This is a genomic window from Pseudomonas sp. GM102 (assembly GCF_000282555.1).
In the GTDB taxonomy this organism is placed as follows: Bacteria; Pseudomonadota; Gammaproteobacteria; order Pseudomonadales; family Pseudomonadaceae; genus Aquipseudomonas.
Map to the genome: position 1 here is coordinate 1 of NZ_AKJB01000146.1, position 18,869 is coordinate 18,869.

The 18,869-nt window shown below is 60.8% G+C and carries 19 protein-coding genes; 2 read left to right on the forward strand and 17 right to left on the reverse strand.

Annotated features, from left to right (window positions below; translation table 11 throughout):
• Positions 1 to 506, reverse strand: a 506-nt coding sequence (locus PMI18_RS01630; RefSeq protein ID WP_007907353.1) for an Hsp70 family protein, incomplete at its 3' end; no start/stop codon positions are given.
• A gap of 296 nt (positions 507 to 802) precedes the next feature.
• Here PMI18_RS01630 and PMI18_RS01625 point away from each other — a divergent pair.
• Positions 803 to 1,750 (forward strand): DnaJ C-terminal domain-containing protein, encoded by a 948-nt coding sequence (locus PMI18_RS01625; RefSeq protein WP_007907355.1) that lies wholly within the window; start codon positions 803 to 805, stop codon positions 1,748 to 1,750.
• 24 nt (positions 1,751 to 1,774) lie between these two features.
• Complete coding sequence (locus tag PMI18_RS01620) at positions 1,775 to 2,080, forward strand: chaperone modulator CbpM (protein ID WP_007907357.1); 306 nt, start codon at positions 1,775 to 1,777, stop codon at positions 2,078 to 2,080.
• Positions 2,081 to 2,248: 168 nt separating this feature from the next.
• On the opposite strand, the gene ureC is transcribed toward PMI18_RS01620, so the two are convergent.
• From ureC to PMI18_RS01540, 16 genes are all read right to left on the reverse strand, one after another.
• The gene (gene ureC / locus PMI18_RS01615; RefSeq protein ID WP_007907359.1) at positions 2,249 to 3,949 is read right to left on the reverse strand and encodes an urease subunit alpha; all 1,701 of its coding nucleotides are present in this window, start codon (positions 3,947 to 3,949) and stop codon (positions 2,249 to 2,251) included.
• 142 nt (positions 3,950 to 4,091) lie between these two features.
• On the reverse strand, positions 4,092 to 4,397 hold the full coding sequence (locus tag PMI18_RS01610) for an urease subunit beta (protein WP_007907361.1): 306 nt from the start codon (positions 4,395 to 4,397) through the stop codon (positions 4,092 to 4,094).
• A complete protein-coding gene (locus PMI18_RS01605; protein ID WP_007907362.1) occupies positions 4,397 to 4,930 on the reverse strand; it encodes a GNAT family N-acetyltransferase in 534 nt (177 codons plus the stop codon). Before PMI18_RS01605 ends, PMI18_RS01610 begins: the two co-directional genes overlap by 1 nt.
• A gap of 5 nt (positions 4,931 to 4,935) precedes the next feature.
• Positions 4,936 to 5,469 (reverse strand): GNAT family N-acetyltransferase, encoded by a 534-nt coding sequence (locus tag PMI18_RS01600; protein ID WP_007907364.1) that lies wholly within the window; start codon positions 5,467 to 5,469, stop codon positions 4,936 to 4,938.
• Positions 5,470 to 5,478: 9 nt separating this feature from the next.
• The gene (gene ureA / locus PMI18_RS01595; RefSeq protein WP_007907366.1) at positions 5,479 to 5,781 is read right to left on the reverse strand and encodes an urease subunit gamma; all 303 of its coding nucleotides are present in this window, start codon (positions 5,779 to 5,781) and stop codon (positions 5,479 to 5,481) included.
• Between the two features lie 143 nt (positions 5,782 to 5,924).
• The gene (locus PMI18_RS01590; protein WP_007907368.1) at positions 5,925 to 6,764 is read right to left on the reverse strand and encodes an urease accessory protein UreD; all 840 of its coding nucleotides are present in this window, start codon (positions 6,762 to 6,764) and stop codon (positions 5,925 to 5,927) included.
• A gap of 30 nt (positions 6,765 to 6,794) precedes the next feature.
• Positions 6,795 to 7,493 carry an urea ABC transporter ATP-binding subunit UrtE gene (gene urtE / locus PMI18_RS01585; protein ID WP_007907370.1) on the reverse strand — a complete coding sequence of 233 codons (699 nt, stop codon included), beginning with the start codon at positions 7,491 to 7,493 and terminating at the stop codon, positions 6,795 to 6,797.
• 168 nt (positions 7,494 to 7,661) lie between these two features.
• Positions 7,662 to 8,531, reverse strand: coding sequence for an urea ABC transporter ATP-binding protein UrtD (gene urtD / locus PMI18_RS01580; RefSeq protein ID WP_007907372.1), 870 nt, complete (start codon positions 8,529 to 8,531; stop codon positions 7,662 to 7,664).
• On the reverse strand, positions 8,528 to 9,607 hold the full coding sequence (gene urtC, locus PMI18_RS01575) for an urea ABC transporter permease subunit UrtC (RefSeq protein WP_007907375.1): 1,080 nt from the start codon (positions 9,605 to 9,607) through the stop codon (positions 8,528 to 8,530). Before urtC ends, urtD begins: the two co-directional genes overlap by 4 nt.
• A complete protein-coding gene (urtB, locus tag PMI18_RS01570; protein ID WP_007907377.1) occupies positions 9,607 to 11,106 on the reverse strand; it encodes an urea ABC transporter permease subunit UrtB in 1,500 nt (499 codons plus the stop codon). Before urtB ends, urtC begins: the two co-directional genes overlap by 1 nt.
• Before the next feature lie 140 nt (positions 11,107 to 11,246).
• Positions 11,247 to 12,512, reverse strand: a complete 1,266-nt coding sequence (gene urtA / locus PMI18_RS01565; protein WP_007907378.1) for an urea ABC transporter substrate-binding protein — start codon at positions 12,510 to 12,512, stop codon at positions 11,247 to 11,249.
• A gap of 402 nt (positions 12,513 to 12,914) precedes the next feature.
• Positions 12,915 to 13,286, reverse strand: a complete 372-nt coding sequence (locus PMI18_RS01560) for a DUF6124 family protein (RefSeq protein ID WP_007907380.1) — start codon at positions 13,284 to 13,286, stop codon at positions 12,915 to 12,917.
• A 491-nt stretch (positions 13,287 to 13,777) separates the two neighbouring features.
• The gene (locus PMI18_RS01555) at positions 13,778 to 14,788 is read right to left on the reverse strand and encodes a FecCD family ABC transporter permease (RefSeq protein WP_007907382.1); all 1,011 of its coding nucleotides are present in this window, start codon (positions 14,786 to 14,788) and stop codon (positions 13,778 to 13,780) included.
• Positions 14,785 to 15,732: an ABC transporter substrate-binding protein gene (locus tag PMI18_RS01550; protein WP_007907384.1), complete on the reverse strand. Its 948-nt coding sequence runs from the start codon at positions 15,730 to 15,732 to the stop codon at positions 14,785 to 14,787. The genes PMI18_RS01555 and PMI18_RS01550 overlap by 4 nt, the downstream gene beginning before the upstream one ends.
• On the reverse strand, positions 15,729 to 16,517 hold the full coding sequence (locus PMI18_RS01545) for an ABC transporter ATP-binding protein (protein WP_007907387.1): 789 nt from the start codon (positions 16,515 to 16,517) through the stop codon (positions 15,729 to 15,731). The genes PMI18_RS01550 and PMI18_RS01545 overlap by 4 nt, the downstream gene beginning before the upstream one ends.
• 184 nt (positions 16,518 to 16,701) lie before the next feature.
• Positions 16,702 to 18,822, reverse strand: a complete 2,121-nt coding sequence (locus tag PMI18_RS01540) for a TonB-dependent receptor (protein WP_007907389.1) — start codon at positions 18,820 to 18,822, stop codon at positions 16,702 to 16,704.
• Between the last annotated feature and the right edge of the window lie 47 nt (positions 18,823 to 18,869).

An 18,869-nucleotide genomic window follows, 5' to 3' on the forward strand; every position in this document is an offset into this window, starting at 1 on the left:
CCCGCCGCTATCGGCTCGTACTGGAACGAGACGTCCTTGAAACCAATGGCGCGGGCCACATCCACGAGGGTGTTTTCCGCTTCCTGGTCGGCCAACTCGTCGTCATCGACGAAAAACACCGGACGGCCCAGCACCACTTCCTCGAACTCACGACCGGCGGCGGTTTCGGCGCGCTTCTTCAATTGGCCGATGAACAGCCCGAGCAAGTCCTTGAAAGGCATCGCGGTGCCGAGGACGCTGGTGTCGTGTTTGATCAGTTTGGAACCCAGCAGGCTCTTGAGCGAGCGCATCAACCGGCCTTCGTAGCCTTCCAGGTACTCGTGCAGCGCCAGCCGGCCGTACACCGGGCGGCGTTCTTCCATATTGAAGAAGACCACCGAGGGCAAAGTGATCTTGTCGTCCTCCAGCGCGATCAGCGTTTCCATGCCGGGGCGCAGCCAGCCGACGGTGGAGTTGGACGTGCCGAAGTCGATACCACAGGCACGGGCTGGAGATGCGTTTTTCATGTCTTTCAAGTTCCGGTTAAAAAACGGCCGCGCAGTGTATGTCAGTGCGGCGAAGATTCGAAGGCCGACTATCCGTTAAATCGCAGCGATCAGCGCTTGAAAGATGGTCCATCACCCCCAAACTTCCCTGCATAGGCTTGGCAGCCCTCAGGGCGACTGCAAGAACCGCGCCCTCTGCCGATAAACTTCTAATGCGCCGCCCGGTCACAATGTTGAGATCGGTCAATCCAGATGCTGCAAACAAGAGCATGCTGTGCCGTGCTGCGCGATTTCGATAATGGATGGTGATTCCCTCGATGGACTTCAAAGACTATTACAAGATTCTCGGTGTGGAGCCGACCGCGGACGATAAGGCGATCAAAGCCGCCTATCGAAAGCTGGCGCGCAAATACCACCCCGACGTCAGCAAGGAAAAGGACGCCGAGGCTAAATTCAAGGACGCTTCGGAAGCCTATGAAGCGCTGAAAAGCGCCGACAAGCGCGCCGAATACGACGACTTGCGCAAATACGGCCACCACGGTCAGCCCTTTCAGGGCCCACCGGGTTGGCAGAGCCGCGGTGGTTTCGGGGGTGGTGGTCAGGACACGGGCGATTTTTCGGACTTTTTCAGTTCGATCTTCGGCAACCGTGGTCCGGGTTTCGGTGGTGGTGGACGGTCGGGCCATAGCGCCGGACGTCGAGGACAAGACGTGGAAATGGAATTACCGGTTTTTCTGGAAGAAACCCTCTCGACCGAATCGAAGAAGGTCAGCTTCCAGGTGCCGCATTACAACGCGGCCGGCCAGCATGTCAGCAACACCAGCAAAAGCCTGAACGTGAAGATTCCCGCCGGTGTGACCGACGGCGAGCGCATCCGCCTCAAGGGCCAAGGGGCGCCGGGCGTCGGTGGTGGAGCCAATGGCGACTTGTACCTGACCATCCGTTTTGCGCCGCACCCCAAATTCGACGTCGAAGGCGAAAACCTGATCATCACCTTGCCGCTGGCACCGTGGGAGCTGGCGCTGGGGACCGAAGTCGCGGTGCCGACCCTGACCGGCAAGATCAACCTCAAGGTTCCGGCCGGCAGCCAGAATGGCCAGCGCATGCGCGCCAAGGGCCACGGCCTGCTGCACAAGGCCGGTCACCGTGGCTACCTGTTCGTGCAGCTCAAGGCAGTGATGCCGAAAAAACTGGACCATGACGTCAAAGAATTGTGGGAGGAGCTGGCAAAAAAAGCCGCTTTCGATCCGCGAGAGAACTTTTGATTTCGAGATAAGGAGTAGCCAATCATGAGCGACCCCGTGATCGTTCTATTGGACCTGGCGGAATTCTGCGAGGCGACCGAACTGTCGGACGTGCATGTGATCGAGATCGTCGAACACGGCATCCTCGAACCTCAGGGAGCACAGCCCAAGGATTGGCGTTTCACCGATTATGAACTGGCACTGGCCAAGCGCGCTGCCAAGCTGCGGCGCGATCTGGAGCTGGAATGGGAAGGCGTCGCCCTGGCGCTGGACCTGCTGGAAGAGGTCCGGCAACTGCGGGCCGAAAACCGCATGCTCAGGCAGCGGTTGGGGCGGTTGCTGGTCGAGTAATCGTTCTGGTGTTTTTGTGTTGTCTGTCAGCCTGCCATCGGGAGCAGGCTCGCTCCCACATTTCTGATTTGTGGTGAACACGGAATTTGTGAACACCAACAATCCCCTGTGGGAGCGAGCCTGCTCGCGATGAACGATAACGCGGTCTCCTCGCCTCCGGAGAAAAAATCAGAACAGGAAGTAGCGCTGCGCCATCGGCAACACATCCGCCGGTTCACACCACAGCAACACGCCGTCGGCCTTGACCTGATAGGTTTGAGGATCGACGTCGATCTTTGGCAGGTAATCGTTGTGGATCAGGTCGGTTTTCTGCACGTCGCGACAGCCTTTGACCACGGCGATTTTTTTCTTCAGGCCCAGAGCTTCGGGCAAGCCTGCTTCCTGCGCTGCCTGGCTGATAAAGGTCAGGCTGGTGGCGTGCAACGAGCCGCCGTAACTGGCGAACATCGGGCGGTAGTGCACCGGTTGCGGGGTCGGGATCGAAGCGTTGGCGTCGCCCATCAGGCTGGCCGCAATGGCACCGCCTTTTAGAATCAACGTCGGTTTGACTCCGAAAAACGCCGGACGCCAGAGTACCAGGTCCGCCCATTTACCCACTTCCACCGAGCCCACTTCATGGCTGATGCCGTGGGTGATCGCCGGGTTGATGGTGTACTTGGCGATGTAGCGTTTGGCGCGGAAGTTGTCGTTGCCTTCACCGTCACCGGGCAGTGGGCCGCGCTGCTTTTTCATCTTGTCGGCGGTCTGCCAGGTGCGCGTGATGACTTCACCGACGCGGCCCATGGCCTGGCTGTCGGAGCTGATCATCGAGAACGCGCCGAGGTCGTGGAGGATGTCTTCGGCGGCAATCGTCTCGCGGCGGATGCGGCTTTCGGCGAAGGCCACGTCTTCGGCAATGCTCGGGTCCAGGTGGTGGCAGACCATCAGCATGTCGAGGTGTTCATCGATGGTGTTGCGGGTGAACGGCCGGGTCGGGTTGGTCGAACTCGGCAGCACGTTGGCGAAGCCGCAGGCCTTGATGATGTCCGGGGCATGGCCGCCGCCGGCGCCTTCGGTGTGGTAGGTGTGGATGGTGCGGCCCTTGAAAGCGGCGAGGGTGGTTTCGACGAAGCCCGACTCGTTGAGGGTGTCGGTATGGATCGCCACCTGCACGTCGTACTGATCGGCCACGTTCAGGCAGTTGTCGATGCTCGCCGGGGTGGTGCCCCAGTCTTCGTGCAGCTTGAGGCCGATGGCGCCGGCCTTGACCTGTTCGATCAACGGTTCCGGCAGGCTGGCGTTGCCTTTGCCGGTGAAGCCGATGTTCATCGGGAATGCATCGGCGGCCTGAAGCATGCGCGCCAAGTGCCACGGCCCGGAGGTGCAAGTGGTGGCATTGGTTCCGGTGGCCGGGCCAGTGCCGCCGCCGATCATGGTAGTGACGCCGCTCATCAGCGCTTCTTCGATCTGCTGCGGGCAGATGAAGTGGATGTGGGTATCGATGCCGCCGGCGGTGAGGATCATGCCTTCACCGGCGATGACTTCGGTGCTGGCGCCGACCGCGATGGTGACGTTCGGCTGGATGTCCGGGTTGCCGGCCTTGCCGATGGCGGCGATGCGCCCGTCCTTGAGGCCGACGTCCGCCTTGACGATGCCCCAGTGGTCGATGATCAGCGCGTTGGTGATCAGGGTGTCGACGACCTCTGCGGCCAATAACTGGCTCTGGCCCTGGCCGTCGCGAATGACTTTGCCGCCGCCGAATTTCACTTCTTCGCCGTAGGTGGTGAAGTCCTGTTCCACTTCGATCCACAGTTCGGTGTCGGCCAGACGGACCTTGTCACCGACGGTGGGGCCGAACATGTCGGCGTAGGCTTGTCTTGAGATTTTCATGCGCTTGCCTTGGGATTCAATTGGATTTGAGACTGTTCGCTTCGCTCACAGATTCGCGGGCAAGCCTCGCTCCTACAGGGGATGCGATCAATTGTAGGAGCGAGGCTTGCCCGCGAAGGGGCCGGTGCGGACAACGCATTACTTAAAGGTCGCCCATGATCCTGCCGGCAAACCCGAATACCCGGCGATGCCCGGCCAGGTCTACCAACTCGATCTCGCGGCTCTGCCCCGGTTCGAAGCGCACGGCGGTGCCGGCGGGGATGTTCAGGCGCATGCCGCGGCTGGCGGCGCGGTCGAAGGTCAGGGCGTCGTTGGTTTCGAAGAAGTGATAATGCGAGCCGACCTGGATCGGCCGGTCACCGCTGTTGGCCACCTTCAGGCTGAGGGTGCGGCGGCCGACGTTGAGTTCGATGTCGCCGGGCTGGACCTGGTATTCACCGGGAATCATCAATGGGCTCCTTGGAGAATCTTGTAATAGAGGGCGGTCGGTTTGTAGCGGCCATTCGGGTCGCAGGCGTAGTCGGGGATTTCGCCGGCGCGGGTGTAACCCAAAGCCTTGTAGAAGTCTTCGGCGGGGGAGCCGGCTTCGGTGTCGAGGTAGAGCATGCCGCGTTTGTGTTGGCGGGCCGCGAGCTCAACGGCATGCATCATCTGTTGGCCCAGGCCGCGACGACGGGCATGTTCACGCACCAGCAGTTTCTGCACTTCGGCGCGGTTCAGCCCATTGGCTTTCTGGCACAACGTCAGTTGCACGCTGGCCTGCACCTGTTCGTCCTTGACCACCACCCAGAGCAGCACGTTGCCTTTGTTCAGGTTCTCCTGGACTTCATCGAAATAGGCTCGGGCCTGGGTCGCATCCAGATCCGCCATGAACCCGACACTGGCGCCATAGCCGACGGCGTCGAGCAGCAAATCAATCAAACCCTGACGATAGTGCGCAAAGCTTTCAACATTGACGCGGCGCAGTTGGGCGGCGTTCATGGGTATCACTCCTTGTGGGGACCGGGTGGCATTGCGCCCGGGTCGAGAATCAGTTGCATGAAGGTCAGGTCCAGCCAGCGGCCGAACTTGGTGCCCACCTGCGGCATTTGGCCGGTGACGACAAAACCGGCCCGCTCGTGCAGCCGAATCGAGGCGCCGTTACCGCTTTCGATGGCGGCGACCATCACGTGTTTGTTGCAGCCTTTGGCGCGTTCGATCAGCACTTCCATCAGTCGCGGCCCGAGGCCATTGCCCCGCTGGTCGTTGCGCACGTACACCGAGTGCTCGACCGTGTGGCGGAACCCATCGAACGGGCGCCAGTCACCGAATGAAGCGTAGCCGAGTACGCTGTTGTCGCCGTCGACGATCACCAGGATCGGATAGCCCTGATCTTGCCGGGCGCTGAACCAGGCCTGGCGGTTGCCCAGGTCCACGGCCTGTTCGTTCCAGATCGCCGTGGTATTGAGCACGGCGTCGTTGTAGATGTCGCGGATCGCTGGCAGATCGGCGTGCAGCGCATCGCGGATGTGGTAAGTCATGGCGCGGCCTCAGGCGATCGGTTGGTGAACGGTGACCAGTTTGGTGCCGTCGGGAAACGTCGCTTCGACCTGGATCTCCGGGATCATTTCCGGGATGCCTTCCATCACTTGTTCGCGGCTGAGCAGGGTGGTGCCAAAATGCATCAGCTCGGCCACGGTCTGGCCGTCACGAGCGCCTTCGAGCAACGCCGCGGAAATGTAGGCCATGGCCTCCGGGTAATTGAGCTTCACGCCGCGAGCCAAACGTCGTTCGGCCACGAGGCCGGCGGTGAAGATCAGCAGCTTGTCTTTTTCGCGTGGGGTCAGGTCCATCGTTTGGAATCCATAATCGGCAGTTAAAAAGTTCACTCGCCCTGTAGGAGCGAGGCTTGCCCGCGAAGAGGACGCCTCGGTTGAATTGGAAGACCACGTTATCGTTCTTCGCGGGCAAGCCTCGCTCCTACAGGGGATCGTGTTCAGGTGCTCCATATTCGTGGCGGGACGGCTTCTCGGCCAAGCAACGCAGGCCTGAGCAATCGCCACACATCGATCAGCCAGCCACGTGCCAACAGCGCTTCACTGGCCAGGCATCGAGCCACCAAAAGCCCCGGCAATTGCGTCAGATCCCCGCGCACGTCATTGGGCAGCGAGCGGCACTTTTCCAGTAATTCGCTATCAATTTCACCCGTCACCAGCAACGTCGCAAACACCGGTTGGCCATCCAGCCCTATCGGCGAATCCAGCAAACCATCATTGCCGACAATGCGCTGGCGTTCGTGCCAGAGCAATTGGCCGTCGCGACGGATATCCAGGTGCGCCTGAAAATGCCCGAGGTCAAAGCGCTCGCCACTGGCCGGGCGACCCAGCGCCACCACGTCCCAGTAGAACAACCGCGCATCGCCCTCAAGGTCGATGCGGGTGCTGAGTTCCGCCTGAGCATCGCTGAAGATAATCGTCTCTTGCGGCAACCACTCCAACGTAGCACCAGCGGCCACGCGCAGGTCGAGTTTCTGATAAGCCGGCCCGGCCGCGCGATACCACTTGGCGGCGCCGGGGCTGGTAATTTGCGCCCAGGCATCAGGGCCGACGCTGGCCGAGATGTCCAGCCGGTCACCACCGGCAATCCCGCCCGGCGGGTGGACGATGATGTGCTGGCACACCTCGGGGCCTTCGGCATACAAATGCTTCTGCACCCGCAGCGGGCCTTTGTGGCGGCGCTGCACCGGGCGCGTGCTGTCGCCGAAACGGGCGTAGCCCAGTTCCAGCTCGGCATGCCAGCTGGGGGTGAACAGCGTGATAGGGGCAGGTAAATTCATGATTTCTGATTATCGTCAGGAGGCTGCAGGTTAGATCGTAACCAGTCCACGGACACCTTCGGCTTCCATATTCTCGCCGCGCCCTTGTTGCACGATTTCGCCCCGGGACATGACCAGGTACTGATCGGCCAGTTCGGCGGCGAAATCATAGAACTGCTCCACCAGCAGAATTGCCATGTCACCGCGAGCCGCGAGCTGCTTGATCACCGCGCCGATTTCCTTGATCACCGACGGCTGGATGCCTTCGGTGGGTTCGTCGAGGATCAGCAACCGTGGACGACTGGCCAGTGCTCTGCCGATCGCCAGTTGCTGTTGTTGACCACCAGACAAGTCACCGCCGCGCCGCTGTTTCATTTGCAGCAGCACCGGGAACAGCTCGTAGATGAACGCCGGGACTTCCTTGGCTTCGGAGCCGGGAAAGCGCGACAGGCCCATCAGCAGGTTTTCTTCCACGGTCAGTCGGCCAAAGATTTCCCGACCCTGGGGCACGTAGGCGATGCCGGCATGCACCCGTTGGTGCGGCTTGAACGTGGTGATCGGTTTGCCTTCCCAGTTCACTGCGCCTTCTTTGGCTGGCAGCAAACCCATCAGGCATTTGAGCAGGGTGGTCTTGCCCACACCGTTGCGCCCGAGCAGGCAGGTGACTTCGCCGACCTTCACCTCAAACGTCAGGCCCCGCAGGATGTGGCTACCGCCGTAGTACTGGTGCAGCTTGTCGACTTGCAGCATGTTCAAAACTCTCCCTCAGTGATCGTTCCCACGCTCTGCGTGGGAATGCATCCCGTGACGCTCCGCGTCACCCGTGCGTAGGACTTGAGCCCTGCATTGTCAGCGGGACGCGGAGCGTCCCCGGCGGCATTCCCACGCAGAGCGTGGGAACGATCATCTCCACAGCTCTCAGCGACCGAGGTAGACCTCGATCACCCGCTCATTGTCCTGCACCTGTTCCAGCGACCCTTCGGCCAGCACGCTGCCTTGGTGCAACACGGTGACGTGGTCGGCGATCGAGCCGACGAAGCCCATGTCGTGTTCCACCACCATCAGCGAATGCTTGCCCGCCAGACTCTTGAACAGTTCGGCAGTGAATTCGGTTTCGGCGTCGGTCATGCCCGCCACCGGTTCATCGAGCAACAGCAGTTGCGGGTCTTGCATCAGCAGCATGCCGATTTCCAGAAACTGCTTCTGACCGTGAGATAACAAGCCCGCCGGGCGATTGACCGAGGCAGTCAGGCGGATGGTTTCCAGCACTTCGCTGATGCGATCTTTCTGCTCGCCACTGAGGCGAGCCCGCAGGCTGGCCCATACCGACTTGTCGGTTTTCTGCGCCAGTTCCAGGTTTTCGAACACGCTCAAGGCCTCGAACACCGTCGGCTTCTGGAACTTGCGACCGATGCCGGCCTGGGCAATCTGCACTTCACTCATCTGCGTCAGATCGAGGGTTTCACCGAACCAGGCTTTGCCATGACTTGGGCGAGTCTTGCCGGTGATCACGTCCATCAGCGTGGTCTTGCCCGCGCCGTTGGGGCCGATGATGCAGCGCAATTCGCCGACGCCGATGTACAGGTTCAGATCGTTCAGCGCCTTGAAACCATCGAAGCTGACGCTGATGTCTTCCAGGGTCAGGATGGTGCCATGACGGGTATTCAGGCCGGGACCGACGCGTTGGCCGAGGCCGATGGCGTCACGGCTGCTACCTGCATCTTTGTTGGGCTCTACGGGGAAAAACGCCGGTTCGAGCATGAATTCAGCCGTTGCAGTCACTCTCATTGCTCGCCCCTTTTCTTCAGCAGACCGATCACACCCTTAGGCAGATACAACGTCACGACGATGAACAGTGCGCCGAGGAAAAACAGCCAGTACTCCGGAAATGCCACGGTGAACCAGCTCTTCATGCCGTTGACCACGCCGGCACCGAGCAGCGGGCCGATCAGCGTGCCGCGACCACCCAGCGCCACCCACACGGCAGCTTCGATGGAGTTGGTCGGCGACATTTCACTCGGGTTGATAATCCCGACTTGCGGCACATACAGCGCGCCCGCCAAGCCGCACAGCACCGCGCTCAACACCCAGACGAACAGCTTGAAACCGCGTGGATCGTAGCCGCAGAACATCAGGCGATTTTCCGCATCGCGCAACGCGGTCAGCACCCGGCCAAACTTGCTTTGCGCCAGCCGCCAACCGATGAACAGGCTCGCCACCAGCAGCAACACCGTGGCGAAAAACAACACCGCACGCGTCCCCGGTTCAGTGATGCCAAACCCGAGAATGGTGCGGAAGTTGGTGAAGCCGTTGTTGCCGCCAAACCCGGTTTCGTTGCGGAAAAACAGCAACATCCCGGCGAAGGTCAGGGCCTGGGTCATGATCGAGAAATACACGCCTTTGATCCGCGAGCGGAAGGCGAAGAAACCGAACACCAGCGCCAGCAGGCCCGGCGCCAACACCACCAGACACATGGCCCAGAGGAAGCTGCTGGTGCCGGTCCAGTACCACGGCAATTCGGTCCACGACAGGAAGGTCATGAACGCCGGCAAGCCATCGCCCGAGGCCTGGCGCATCAGGTACATGCCCATCGCGTAACCGCCGAGGGCGAAGAACAGACCGTGACCCAGCGACAAGAGGCCGGCGTAACCCCAGACCAGATCCAGCGCCAGGGCGACGATGGCGTAGCAAAGGATTTTGCCCACCAGGGTTAGCGTATAAGCCGAGACATGAAAGGTGCTGTCCGCCGGCAACAACGACAGCAATGGCAACGCCAGCAGCAGGGCGAGGATTACCGCACCGACAGCAATCGTGACCTTGGGGCCGGCCTTTTGTGTGGCCGTGAGCAGCAGAGGCTGATTCATCAGTCGATCACCCGTCCTTTCAGTGCGAAGAGGCCTTGCGGACGTTTCTGAATGAACAGAATGATCAGCGCGAGGATCAGGATTTTGCCCAGCACCGCACCGATCTGCGGTTCGAGAATCTTGTTGGCTATCCCTAAGCCGAATGCGGCCAATACGCTACCGGCCAATTGACCGACACCGCCGAGCACGACCACCAGGAACGAGTCGATGATGTAGCTCTGACCGAGGTCCGGGCCGACGTTGCCGATCTGGCTCAGCGCCACGCCGCCGAGGCCGGCGATGCCCGAGCCGAGACCGAACGCGAGCATGTCGACGCGCCCGGTCGGTACGCCGCAGCAGGCGGCCATGTTGCGGTTCTGGGTGACGGCGCGCACGTTGAGGCCGAGGCGAGTCTTGTTCAGCAGCAGCCAGGTCAGCACCACCACAAACAAGGCGAACGCGATGATCACGATGCGGTTGTACGGCAGCACCAGATTCGGCAACACCTGAATCCCGCCCGACAACCACGCCGGGTTGGCCACTTCGACGTTCTGCGCGCCGAACACCAGGCGCACCAACTGAATCAACATCAGGCTGATGCCCCATGTGGCGAGCAGGGTTTCCAGCGGGCGGCCATAGAGGTGACGAATCACCGTGCGCTCCAGCGCCATGCCGATCCCGGCGGTGACAAAAAACGCTACCGGCAAGGCAATCAGCGGGTAGAACTCAATGGCTTGCGGGGCGAAGCGCTGGAACATCAGCTGCACCACGTAAGTCGAGTAGGCGCCGAGCATCAGCATCTCGCCGTGGGCCATGTTGATCACGCCGAGCAGGCCGAAGGTGATCGCCAGCCCCAACGCCGCGAGTAGCAGGATCGAGCCGAGGGACATGCCGCTGAACGCCTGGCCGAGCATTTCGCCGATCAGCAATTTGCGTTTGACCTGAGCCAGGCTGGTTTCGGCGGCGGTGCGCACATTGGCATCGGCTTCGACGCCGGGTTCGAGCAACCCTTCGAGGCGGGTACGGGCTAGCGGGTCGCCGGTTTCACCGAGCAAGCGCACAGCGGCGAGGCGCACGGCGGGATCGGTGTCGACCAGTTGCAGATTGGCCAACGCCAGGCTCAGGGCGGCGTGAACGGTTTCGTCTTTTTCGCCAGCCAGTTGCTGGTCGAGGAATTTCAACTGCGCCGGTTTGGCGCTTTTCTGCAATTGCTGCGCGGCGGCCAAGCGGATTTTGGCGTCGGCGGCGAGCAATTGGTGGCTGGCCAGCGCGGTGTCGATCAGACCGCGCAGGCGATTGTTCAGGCGCAGGGTTTTTGGTTGGCCATCGATGGTCAACTCGCCTTGTTGCAGGGCGTTGATCAATTCGATACGGACCGGATCGGGCTGCGCGGCCCAGGTTTCCAGAAGTTTTGCTTGCTGCACGGGATTGGCCGCGACGAAGTCTTCGGCGTCGCCGGCGTGGGTGGCCATCGGCAATAACAGCGCGAGGGCGAGGATCAAGCGGTAAAGGGTGGGCATAACGAGTGTCCTGTATTGATCGTTCCCACGCTCCGCGTGGGAATGCAGCCCGGGACGCTCCGCGTCCCAAAGCGGACGCAGAGCATCCGTTGAGGCATTCCCACGCAGAGCGTGGGAACGATCAGGCTAAGCGGGGTGAATCAGTTGCTCTTCACCGCATAGTCCGGCTTCTTGTCGTTACCCTGAATAAACGGGCTCCACGGCTGGGCGCGGATCGGCCCTTCGGTCTGCCACACAACGTTGAACTGACCGTCGGCCTGAATCTCGCCGATCATCACCGGTTTGTGCAGGTGGTGGTTGGTCTTGTCCATGGTCAGGGTGTAGCCGGACGGCGCGGCGAAAGTCTGGCCGGCCAGGGCTTCGCGGACTTTGTTGACGTCGGTGGACTTGGCTTTCTCCGCCGCTTGCGCCCACATATGGATACCGACATAGGTGGCTTCCATCGGGTCGTTGGTCACCGCTTTGTCGGCGCCCGGCAGGTTGTGTTTCTTGGCGTAGGCTTTCCAGTCGGCGACGAATTTCTTGTTCTGCGGGTTCTCGACCGATTCGAAGTAGTTCCACGCCGCGAGGTTGCCCACCAGCGGTTTGGTGTCGATGCCACGCAGTTCTTCTTCGCCCACGGAGAACGCCACGACAGGAACGTCGGTGGCTTTCAGGCCCTGGTTGGCCAGCTCTTTATAGAACGGCACGTTGGAGTCGCCATTGACGGTGGAGATGACGGCGGTCTTGCCACCGGCGGAGAATTTTTTGATGTTGGCCACGATGGTTTGATAGTCGCTATGGCCGAATGGGGTGTAGACCTCTTCGATGTCCTTGTCCGCCACACCTTTGGAGTGCAGGAACGAGCGCAGGATCTTGTTGGTGGTGCGCGGGTAAACGTAGTCGGTGCCGAGCAGGAAGTAACGCTTGGCGCTGCCGCCTTCTTCACTCATCAGGTATTCCACCGCCGGAATTGCCTGCTGGTTCGGCGCGGCGCCGGTGTAGAACACGTTCGGCGACATTTCTTCGCCTTCGTACTGCACCGGGTAGAACAGCAGGCCGTTGAGTTCTTCGAACACCGGTAATACCGACTTACGCGACACCGACGTCCAGCAACCGAACACCACGGCGACTTTGTCCTGCGTCAGTAATTGCCGGCCCTTTTCGGCGAACAGTGGCCAGTTCGATGCCGGGTCAACCACCACCGGTTCAAGCATCTTGCCGTTGACGCCACCCTTGGCGTTGATCTCGTCGATGGTCATCAACGCCATGTCTTTGAGCGAGGTTTCGGAGATCGCCATGGTCCCGGACAACGAATGCAGAATACCGACCTTGATGGTCTCGGCGGCCTGGACAGTCCAGGCCATGCCCATCGCGGCAATGCTTGCCGATAGTGTGAAAGCCTTGATCAAACTGCGACGCTTCATTGTGCGATCTCCATGAACGTTAAAGTTTTTTATGGTTGGCAGATGCGGACGACTGAAGGGTCTTTAGCAAGGGCTGTGCCCGGTCGGGGAAGGGCAAGGAAATGTCGTATTAGAGCGGTTGCGCGGGTTTGGCGGCGCACCATGAAGGACCGCGTTTGGCGCATGGGTGCAACGAGGTGCGCCACATTGGGGCGTAGGTGTCGTGCGCTGAATCTATGCACGACACAAATTCTGTGGGAACGGGCTTGCCCGCGATAGCGGTGTGTCATGGGCGGGGATGTTGAATGTGCCGCCGTCATCGCGGGCAAGCCCGCTCCCACAGGGGGAGCGGTCATTAACAAAATTTGTGAACGACACAAATCCTGTGGGAGCGGGCTTGCCCGCGATGAACGATAACGCGGTCTACGCCGGGTCGACGTTGTCCAGCGCCCGGTTCACCGCCAGCTCCGCGAGCATGATGACCTGCTGAATCGCCATCGCCGTATGGCGCTGCGGGCCGATCAGGTTGTTGGCGAAATCGCTGGCCAGGACACTCGCCGAGGCCAACGATTCACAGGCGTGGGCCAGCAGGCTTTCGGTGCCGGCATCCGGGGCAACCAGGAACAGGGTGCTGGGGCGGCGAGGTTTTTCGGTGTATTGCGCCGGGGGATCGAGGTAGTAGTCGAGGGCGCGCTTTATGGCTTCGCGATCTTTGAGGAGGTCGTCGTCGCGCGATTTTTCGGCTTCGGGAATGGTGATATCGATGGGTGGATCGGGAACAATTTTCTTACTCATTGAAACGTCCTCTAAGCAATTGGAACCATCACTTGTCGTTTCTCACGCGACGGAGTGGTGGCAGCTATGTGCGGGGTGAGAAACCGGTAGAGGACTAATTCCGGCCGGACCGAAGTCCGCCCGCACACAGCCGCCATAGGACATTGCAGGCAGCGGATAAGCTGGCGGCAATTATGGTGGTACCGGCGGTGGATTAAAACCTCTACCGGGTTCTCACACCCGATCGCTGAGTGTTCAGCGACAGCCCAAGACTAGAGGGGCCACGTCCGACGAACAACCTGAAAAAGGCGTGGGAAAGTTCCCTGTTTTGACACATCCGTTAAACATTCAAAAGCGCAACGCGGAGCGTCCCTGGCGGCAGGCACAGGATCGCAAATCCCTGTGGGAGCGGGCTTGCCCGCGATAGCGGTGGGTCAGTCATGGTGATGTTGAATGTGCCGCCGTCATCGCAGGCAAGCCAGCTCCCACAGGTGCAGTGGTTTTTTTGGAGATCAGCGGCGGCGCATCAAGCCGATGAAGAACAGCCCGCCGATGGCTGCGGTGGCGACGCCGATGGGCAAGTCTTCCGGGGCGATCACGGTGCGGGCGGCGACGTCCACCCAGACGAGGAACAGGCTGCCCAGCAACACGCACACCGGCAGCAACCGCCGATGCTCGGCCCCGACCAAACGCCGGGCAATGTGCGGCACCATCAGCCCGACAAACCCGATAGACCCACTGATCGACACCAACACTCCAGTCATCAGTGACGCAATCAAAAACACCCGCAAACGCACGGTGCGAGCATTCAGCCCGAGGGTCACAGCCGTCTGTTCACCGGCCATTAACGCATTCAACGGCCGCGCCATCCCCAGCAACAACACCAACCCGAGCAACACGCTGGCCGCTGGCACCGCGAGCAATTCCCAACGCGCCAGGCCAAGGCCGCCGAGCATCCAGAACATCACCGCCGAACTGGCGCGATGGTCGCCAAGAAACAGCAGCAAATTGGCAATCGCCATCATCACGAATGACACCGCCACGCCGCACAACAGCAGCCGATCAATGTCCAGCCGCCCATGACGATTGGCGATCATCAGCACGATCAACATGCTCAACAACGCGCCGATAAATGCCGCGATCGGCAAGGTCAGCAGGCCTACGATTTCACCAACATGCAGCACCACGATCACCGCACCGAGGGTGGCGCCAGAGGTGACCCCGAGCAGGTGCGGATCAGCCAATGGATTGCGCGTTACCGCTTGCAGCACCGCGCCAATCAACGCCAGACCGGCGCCCACCAGCGCGCCGAGCAACATGCGCGGCACGCGGATCAGCCAGACGATGTGTTCCTGGCCGGCGGTCCAGTCCGGAACACCGAAACCAAAAATCTTGTGCAGCAATATTCGCCACACCACATCCACCGGCACTCGCGCCGGGCCGAAACCAAGCGACACCACGCACGACACCAGCAACAGCGCGCCGAGGACGGTCAGCAACAAGGCATAGCGACGATTGATCATTCGCCGTGGAAACCCTTGGCCAGGGTTTCGACCGCCAGCACGTTATCGATCCCCGGCGTGGCCTGCACGTAAGGGATGACAATGAAGCGCTGGTTCTTGACTGCGTCCACCGATTGCAGCGCCTTGTTGTTCAGCAGGAATTGTTCCTTCTGCTCGGCGGTGACTTCGCCATAGTCGACGATCACGATCACCTGCGGATTGCGCTCGACCACGTTTTCCCAATTGACCCGGGTCCAGCTCGCCTCGACGTCGTCGAGAATATTGCGCCCACCGGCAGCGTCGATCAGCGCCTGAGGCATGCCGAGTCGCCCGGACGTCATGGCCCGGTCCTCACCACTGTCGTAGAGAAACACCCGAGGCTTGTCCGCCGGCAGATCCTTGCGCACCTCGGCGACTTGCGCCTGCATCTCGGCGATCACGGCATTTGCGCGATCCTGCACGTCGAAAATTTTCCCGAGGTTGCGCAGGTCGTTGTAGGTATCTTCCAGGCTGGCCGATGGACGCTTCATCACAAACGCGCAGGACTCGGTCAACTCGTAGACGTTGATGCCCAGCGGTTGCAGGGTTTGCGGCGTGAGATCGCCGCCGACGCGCATGCCGTAATCCCAACCGGCGAAGAAGAAATCGACGTTGGCGTTGAGCAGGGTTTCCACCGACGGGTACTTGGCTGCCAGCTCCGGGAAGCCATCGAGGATGGTCTGCATTTCGGGTGTCACCGACTTCCAGCCGGTCACGCCGCTGTAACCGGCCATCTGCGGTTTGAGGCCGAGGGCGAGCATCATCTGGGTCATGTTGATGTCGTGGCTGACCGCGTGTTTCGGCGCTTGCTTGAAGGTCACTTCGCGGTTGCAGCTCTGGACGGTCAGCGGGTATTTCGTGGCTTCGGCGAAGGCTTGGGCACTGCCCAGCAACAGAGCGACGCACAGTAGGGAACGCAAAGTCATGGTTGGGTTATCCAGGTGATTCGTGGGTAGCCGTGCAAGGGGTGGTCATCGATCAGGGCGTCGACGCCGAACACGTTGTGCAGCAGTTGTGTGGTCAGGACTTCTTTGGGTGTGCCGCTGGCGACGATGCGACCGTGATTGATCACGTACAGCCGATCACAGAAGGCCGCCGCCAGATTGAGGTCATGGATGCTCGCCAGCGTGCCGATCTGCAGACGCTTGACCAGTTGCAACAGCTCCAGCTGATAGCGCGGGTCGAGGTGATTGGTCGGTTCGTCGAGGATCAGCAATTGCGGTTGCTGGGCCAGGGAGCGGGCGAGGATTACCCGCTGTTTTTCACCACCGGACAGGGTGGCGAAGGCGTGGTCTTCGAAGCCTTTGAGGCCGACCGATTCCAGGGCGCGAGCCGCGAGTTTCCGGTCTTCAAGGGTATCGCCATCAAACAATCCTTTGTGCGGCGTGCGGCCCATGACGACTACTTCATCCACGGTCAGGCCGAAGGCGTCGGGGAATTCCTGCAACACTACGGCGATGCGTTGCGCGCACCAGCGTGAGGATTGCTTCCAGACGTTGTGATGGTCGAGCTTTACCTCACCGCGTTCCGGTTTGCTGAAACGATAGGCGCAACGCAGCAGGCTGGTCTTGCCGCTGCCATTGGGGCCGATCAACCCGACGAACTCGCCGGCGGCCACGTGCAGCGATGCGTCACGCAGCTGGAACTGGTGATGGCAGTGGCCGTGGCCCAGGGGTGTCCATGCGAGGTTGGTGAGGTTCAGCGAGGTCATTTCATTCCTGATGATCGTTCAAGTCAGCACACACCTGTGGCGAGGGAGCTTGCTCCCGCTCGGCTGCGCAGCAGTCGCAAAACCAGACAATGCGCAGTGTCAGAGAAAACCGGGGCGCCTGGTTTTGGGGGCGCTTCGCAACCCAGCGGGAGCAAGCTCCCTCGCCACAAGAGCATTCCATCTTTTAAAAGATGTAGTCGGCCGTGACAAAAAATGATCGCGGTTCGCCGAGGATCCATTGCTGCCCCTCATTGTATTGGCTTTGCGCGTACTGGCGGTCAAACAGATTATTCACCTGCAACCCCAGCGTCGTATTTCGCAGCGCCTTCCATGACAACGTGGCATCGACCACGGTGTAGCTCGGCAGCTCATTCTGGTTGGCCATGTCTGCGTAACGCGCATCGACATAGCGCACACCGGCTCCAGCTTTCAGGTCATCGTTGATCGCTTTGCTCAGCCACAGATTCGCCGTGCGCCGTGGCACGTCCACCGGGCGATTGCCGTTGCGCGACACTGGCACACCACTGACCACCTCTTCGAAGTCATCGTATTTGGCTTTGACGATGGCGGCGTTGGCCTGTAACTGCCAGGCGTGCGGCAGTTGCAGATCGAGGCTGGCTTCCAGCCCGTTGGACGATTGCTGGCCGACCTGTTGCTTGAGCGTCGGATTGCCCGGGTCATCGGTTAGTAGTTTCTTTTTGACGATGCGATAGGCCGCCAGGGTCCATTCCCCGCGTTGGTCCCAGAACATCTGCTTCACACCGATTTCGGTCTGCCTGGCGGTGGCCAGGTCATATTGCTGCTGGCTCGGGCTCAGGGAAATCAAACCGCCGACACCATCGGTGCTGGTGGCGTACTGGCCGTAGAGCGAAGTGTCCGGGGTCACGGCAAACACCAGGCCGGCCTTCCAGTTGTTGCCGGTCAGGGTCTTGTCGCTTTGGCTGCCATCGACCAGGTTGTCACGGTCCACATGCACATAGTCGCGGCGCACACCGGTCACCAGGGACCAGCGTTCGCTCAGCTGTGTGCGGTTCTCGGCGAAGGCCGACATTTGTCTGGTGGTGGACTGGAACTGATCGCGGTACGGGTCGGCACTTTCAAAGCTGCGGCGTTGCGGGTGATACAGGTCGACCGGTTGGCCATCGGGCAAGACGTCAGTGAATGGCGAGTTGCTGTCGAGCTGGAAGCGGATGCGGTTGTAATCGACGCCGGTCACGGTCTGGCTGTCGAGGCCGAACAGCGAGTGTTTGAAGGTGAAGGTCTGACGGTCGCCGACCTGTTCCTGCTTATGGCCGATGCCGAAATATCCGCTACGGCTGAGTTGTTGGGTGTCGCGGTCGAAGTTGTAGTTCTCGGCGTTCTGCCAGCGACGTTGGGCCTTGAGGTAATAGAGTTCGTTGCTCGAACTGATGTTCTCGCAAATCTGCCAGTCGCTGGTCAGGCGCGTCCATTGATCGTTGTAGTGCTGTTTGTCGTTGCTGACGTTGTAGTTCTTGTCTCGCAGGCTCTCTTTGAAGCGCCCGTTGATCAGCGGTGTGCCGAAATAATTCATCGGCTTCTGATCGCCGTAATCATGGGCCAGGGTGAACGCCAAATCGTCCGTCGCCTGCCAGCGCAGGGCGGCACTGATGAAGTCGCTGGATGAATCTCCACGGTCGATCCAACCGTTGCTGCGCAGGCGATTGAGGTTCAAGCGGAAGCTCAACGTATCGCTCAACGAACCGCCACTGTCGAAGGCCTGCTGCTGGCTATCGTAGGAACCGTAACCGAGGCGAACGTGGTTTTCGATCTCGCCTTCAAAGGGCTTTTTCGGGATCACATTGACCACTGCGCCAGTCGCGCCTTCGCCATACAGCACCGACGCCGGGCCGCGCAGCACATCGACCCGCTCCACCGACCAGGTGTCGACCGGGAAGGTCACGGTGCCCATGCCGGTGTACATCCGGTTGCCGTCGAACAACTGCATCACCGAACCCTGCCCGGTAAAACCCCGCGCCGACACCGACGTGCCGCCATCGCCGGGCGTACCGGTGCGGCTGATCCCGGTGCTGCGCGACACCGCGTCCTGGACGCTGCGATCACCACGCGAGCGGACCTGCTCGCCGGTCAGGCTTTCGACACTGGCCGGGGTTTCCAGCGACGTCAGATCAAGGCGCGAACCGGCGGTGGTCGGGGTGTTCAGGTTGACGGTGTCGTCGTCAAAGGCCGGTGCGGTGATGGTGCCGGTCGGCAGAGTCAGCGGCTGCGCTTGGGCGCTGTTATTCATCGCGAGCAGGCAGAGGCCGGACAAGAGGTACTTGTTCATCGAGGCGGTGAGTCACTTCTTCAAAAGAAAACCCGCAGCATCCGGCT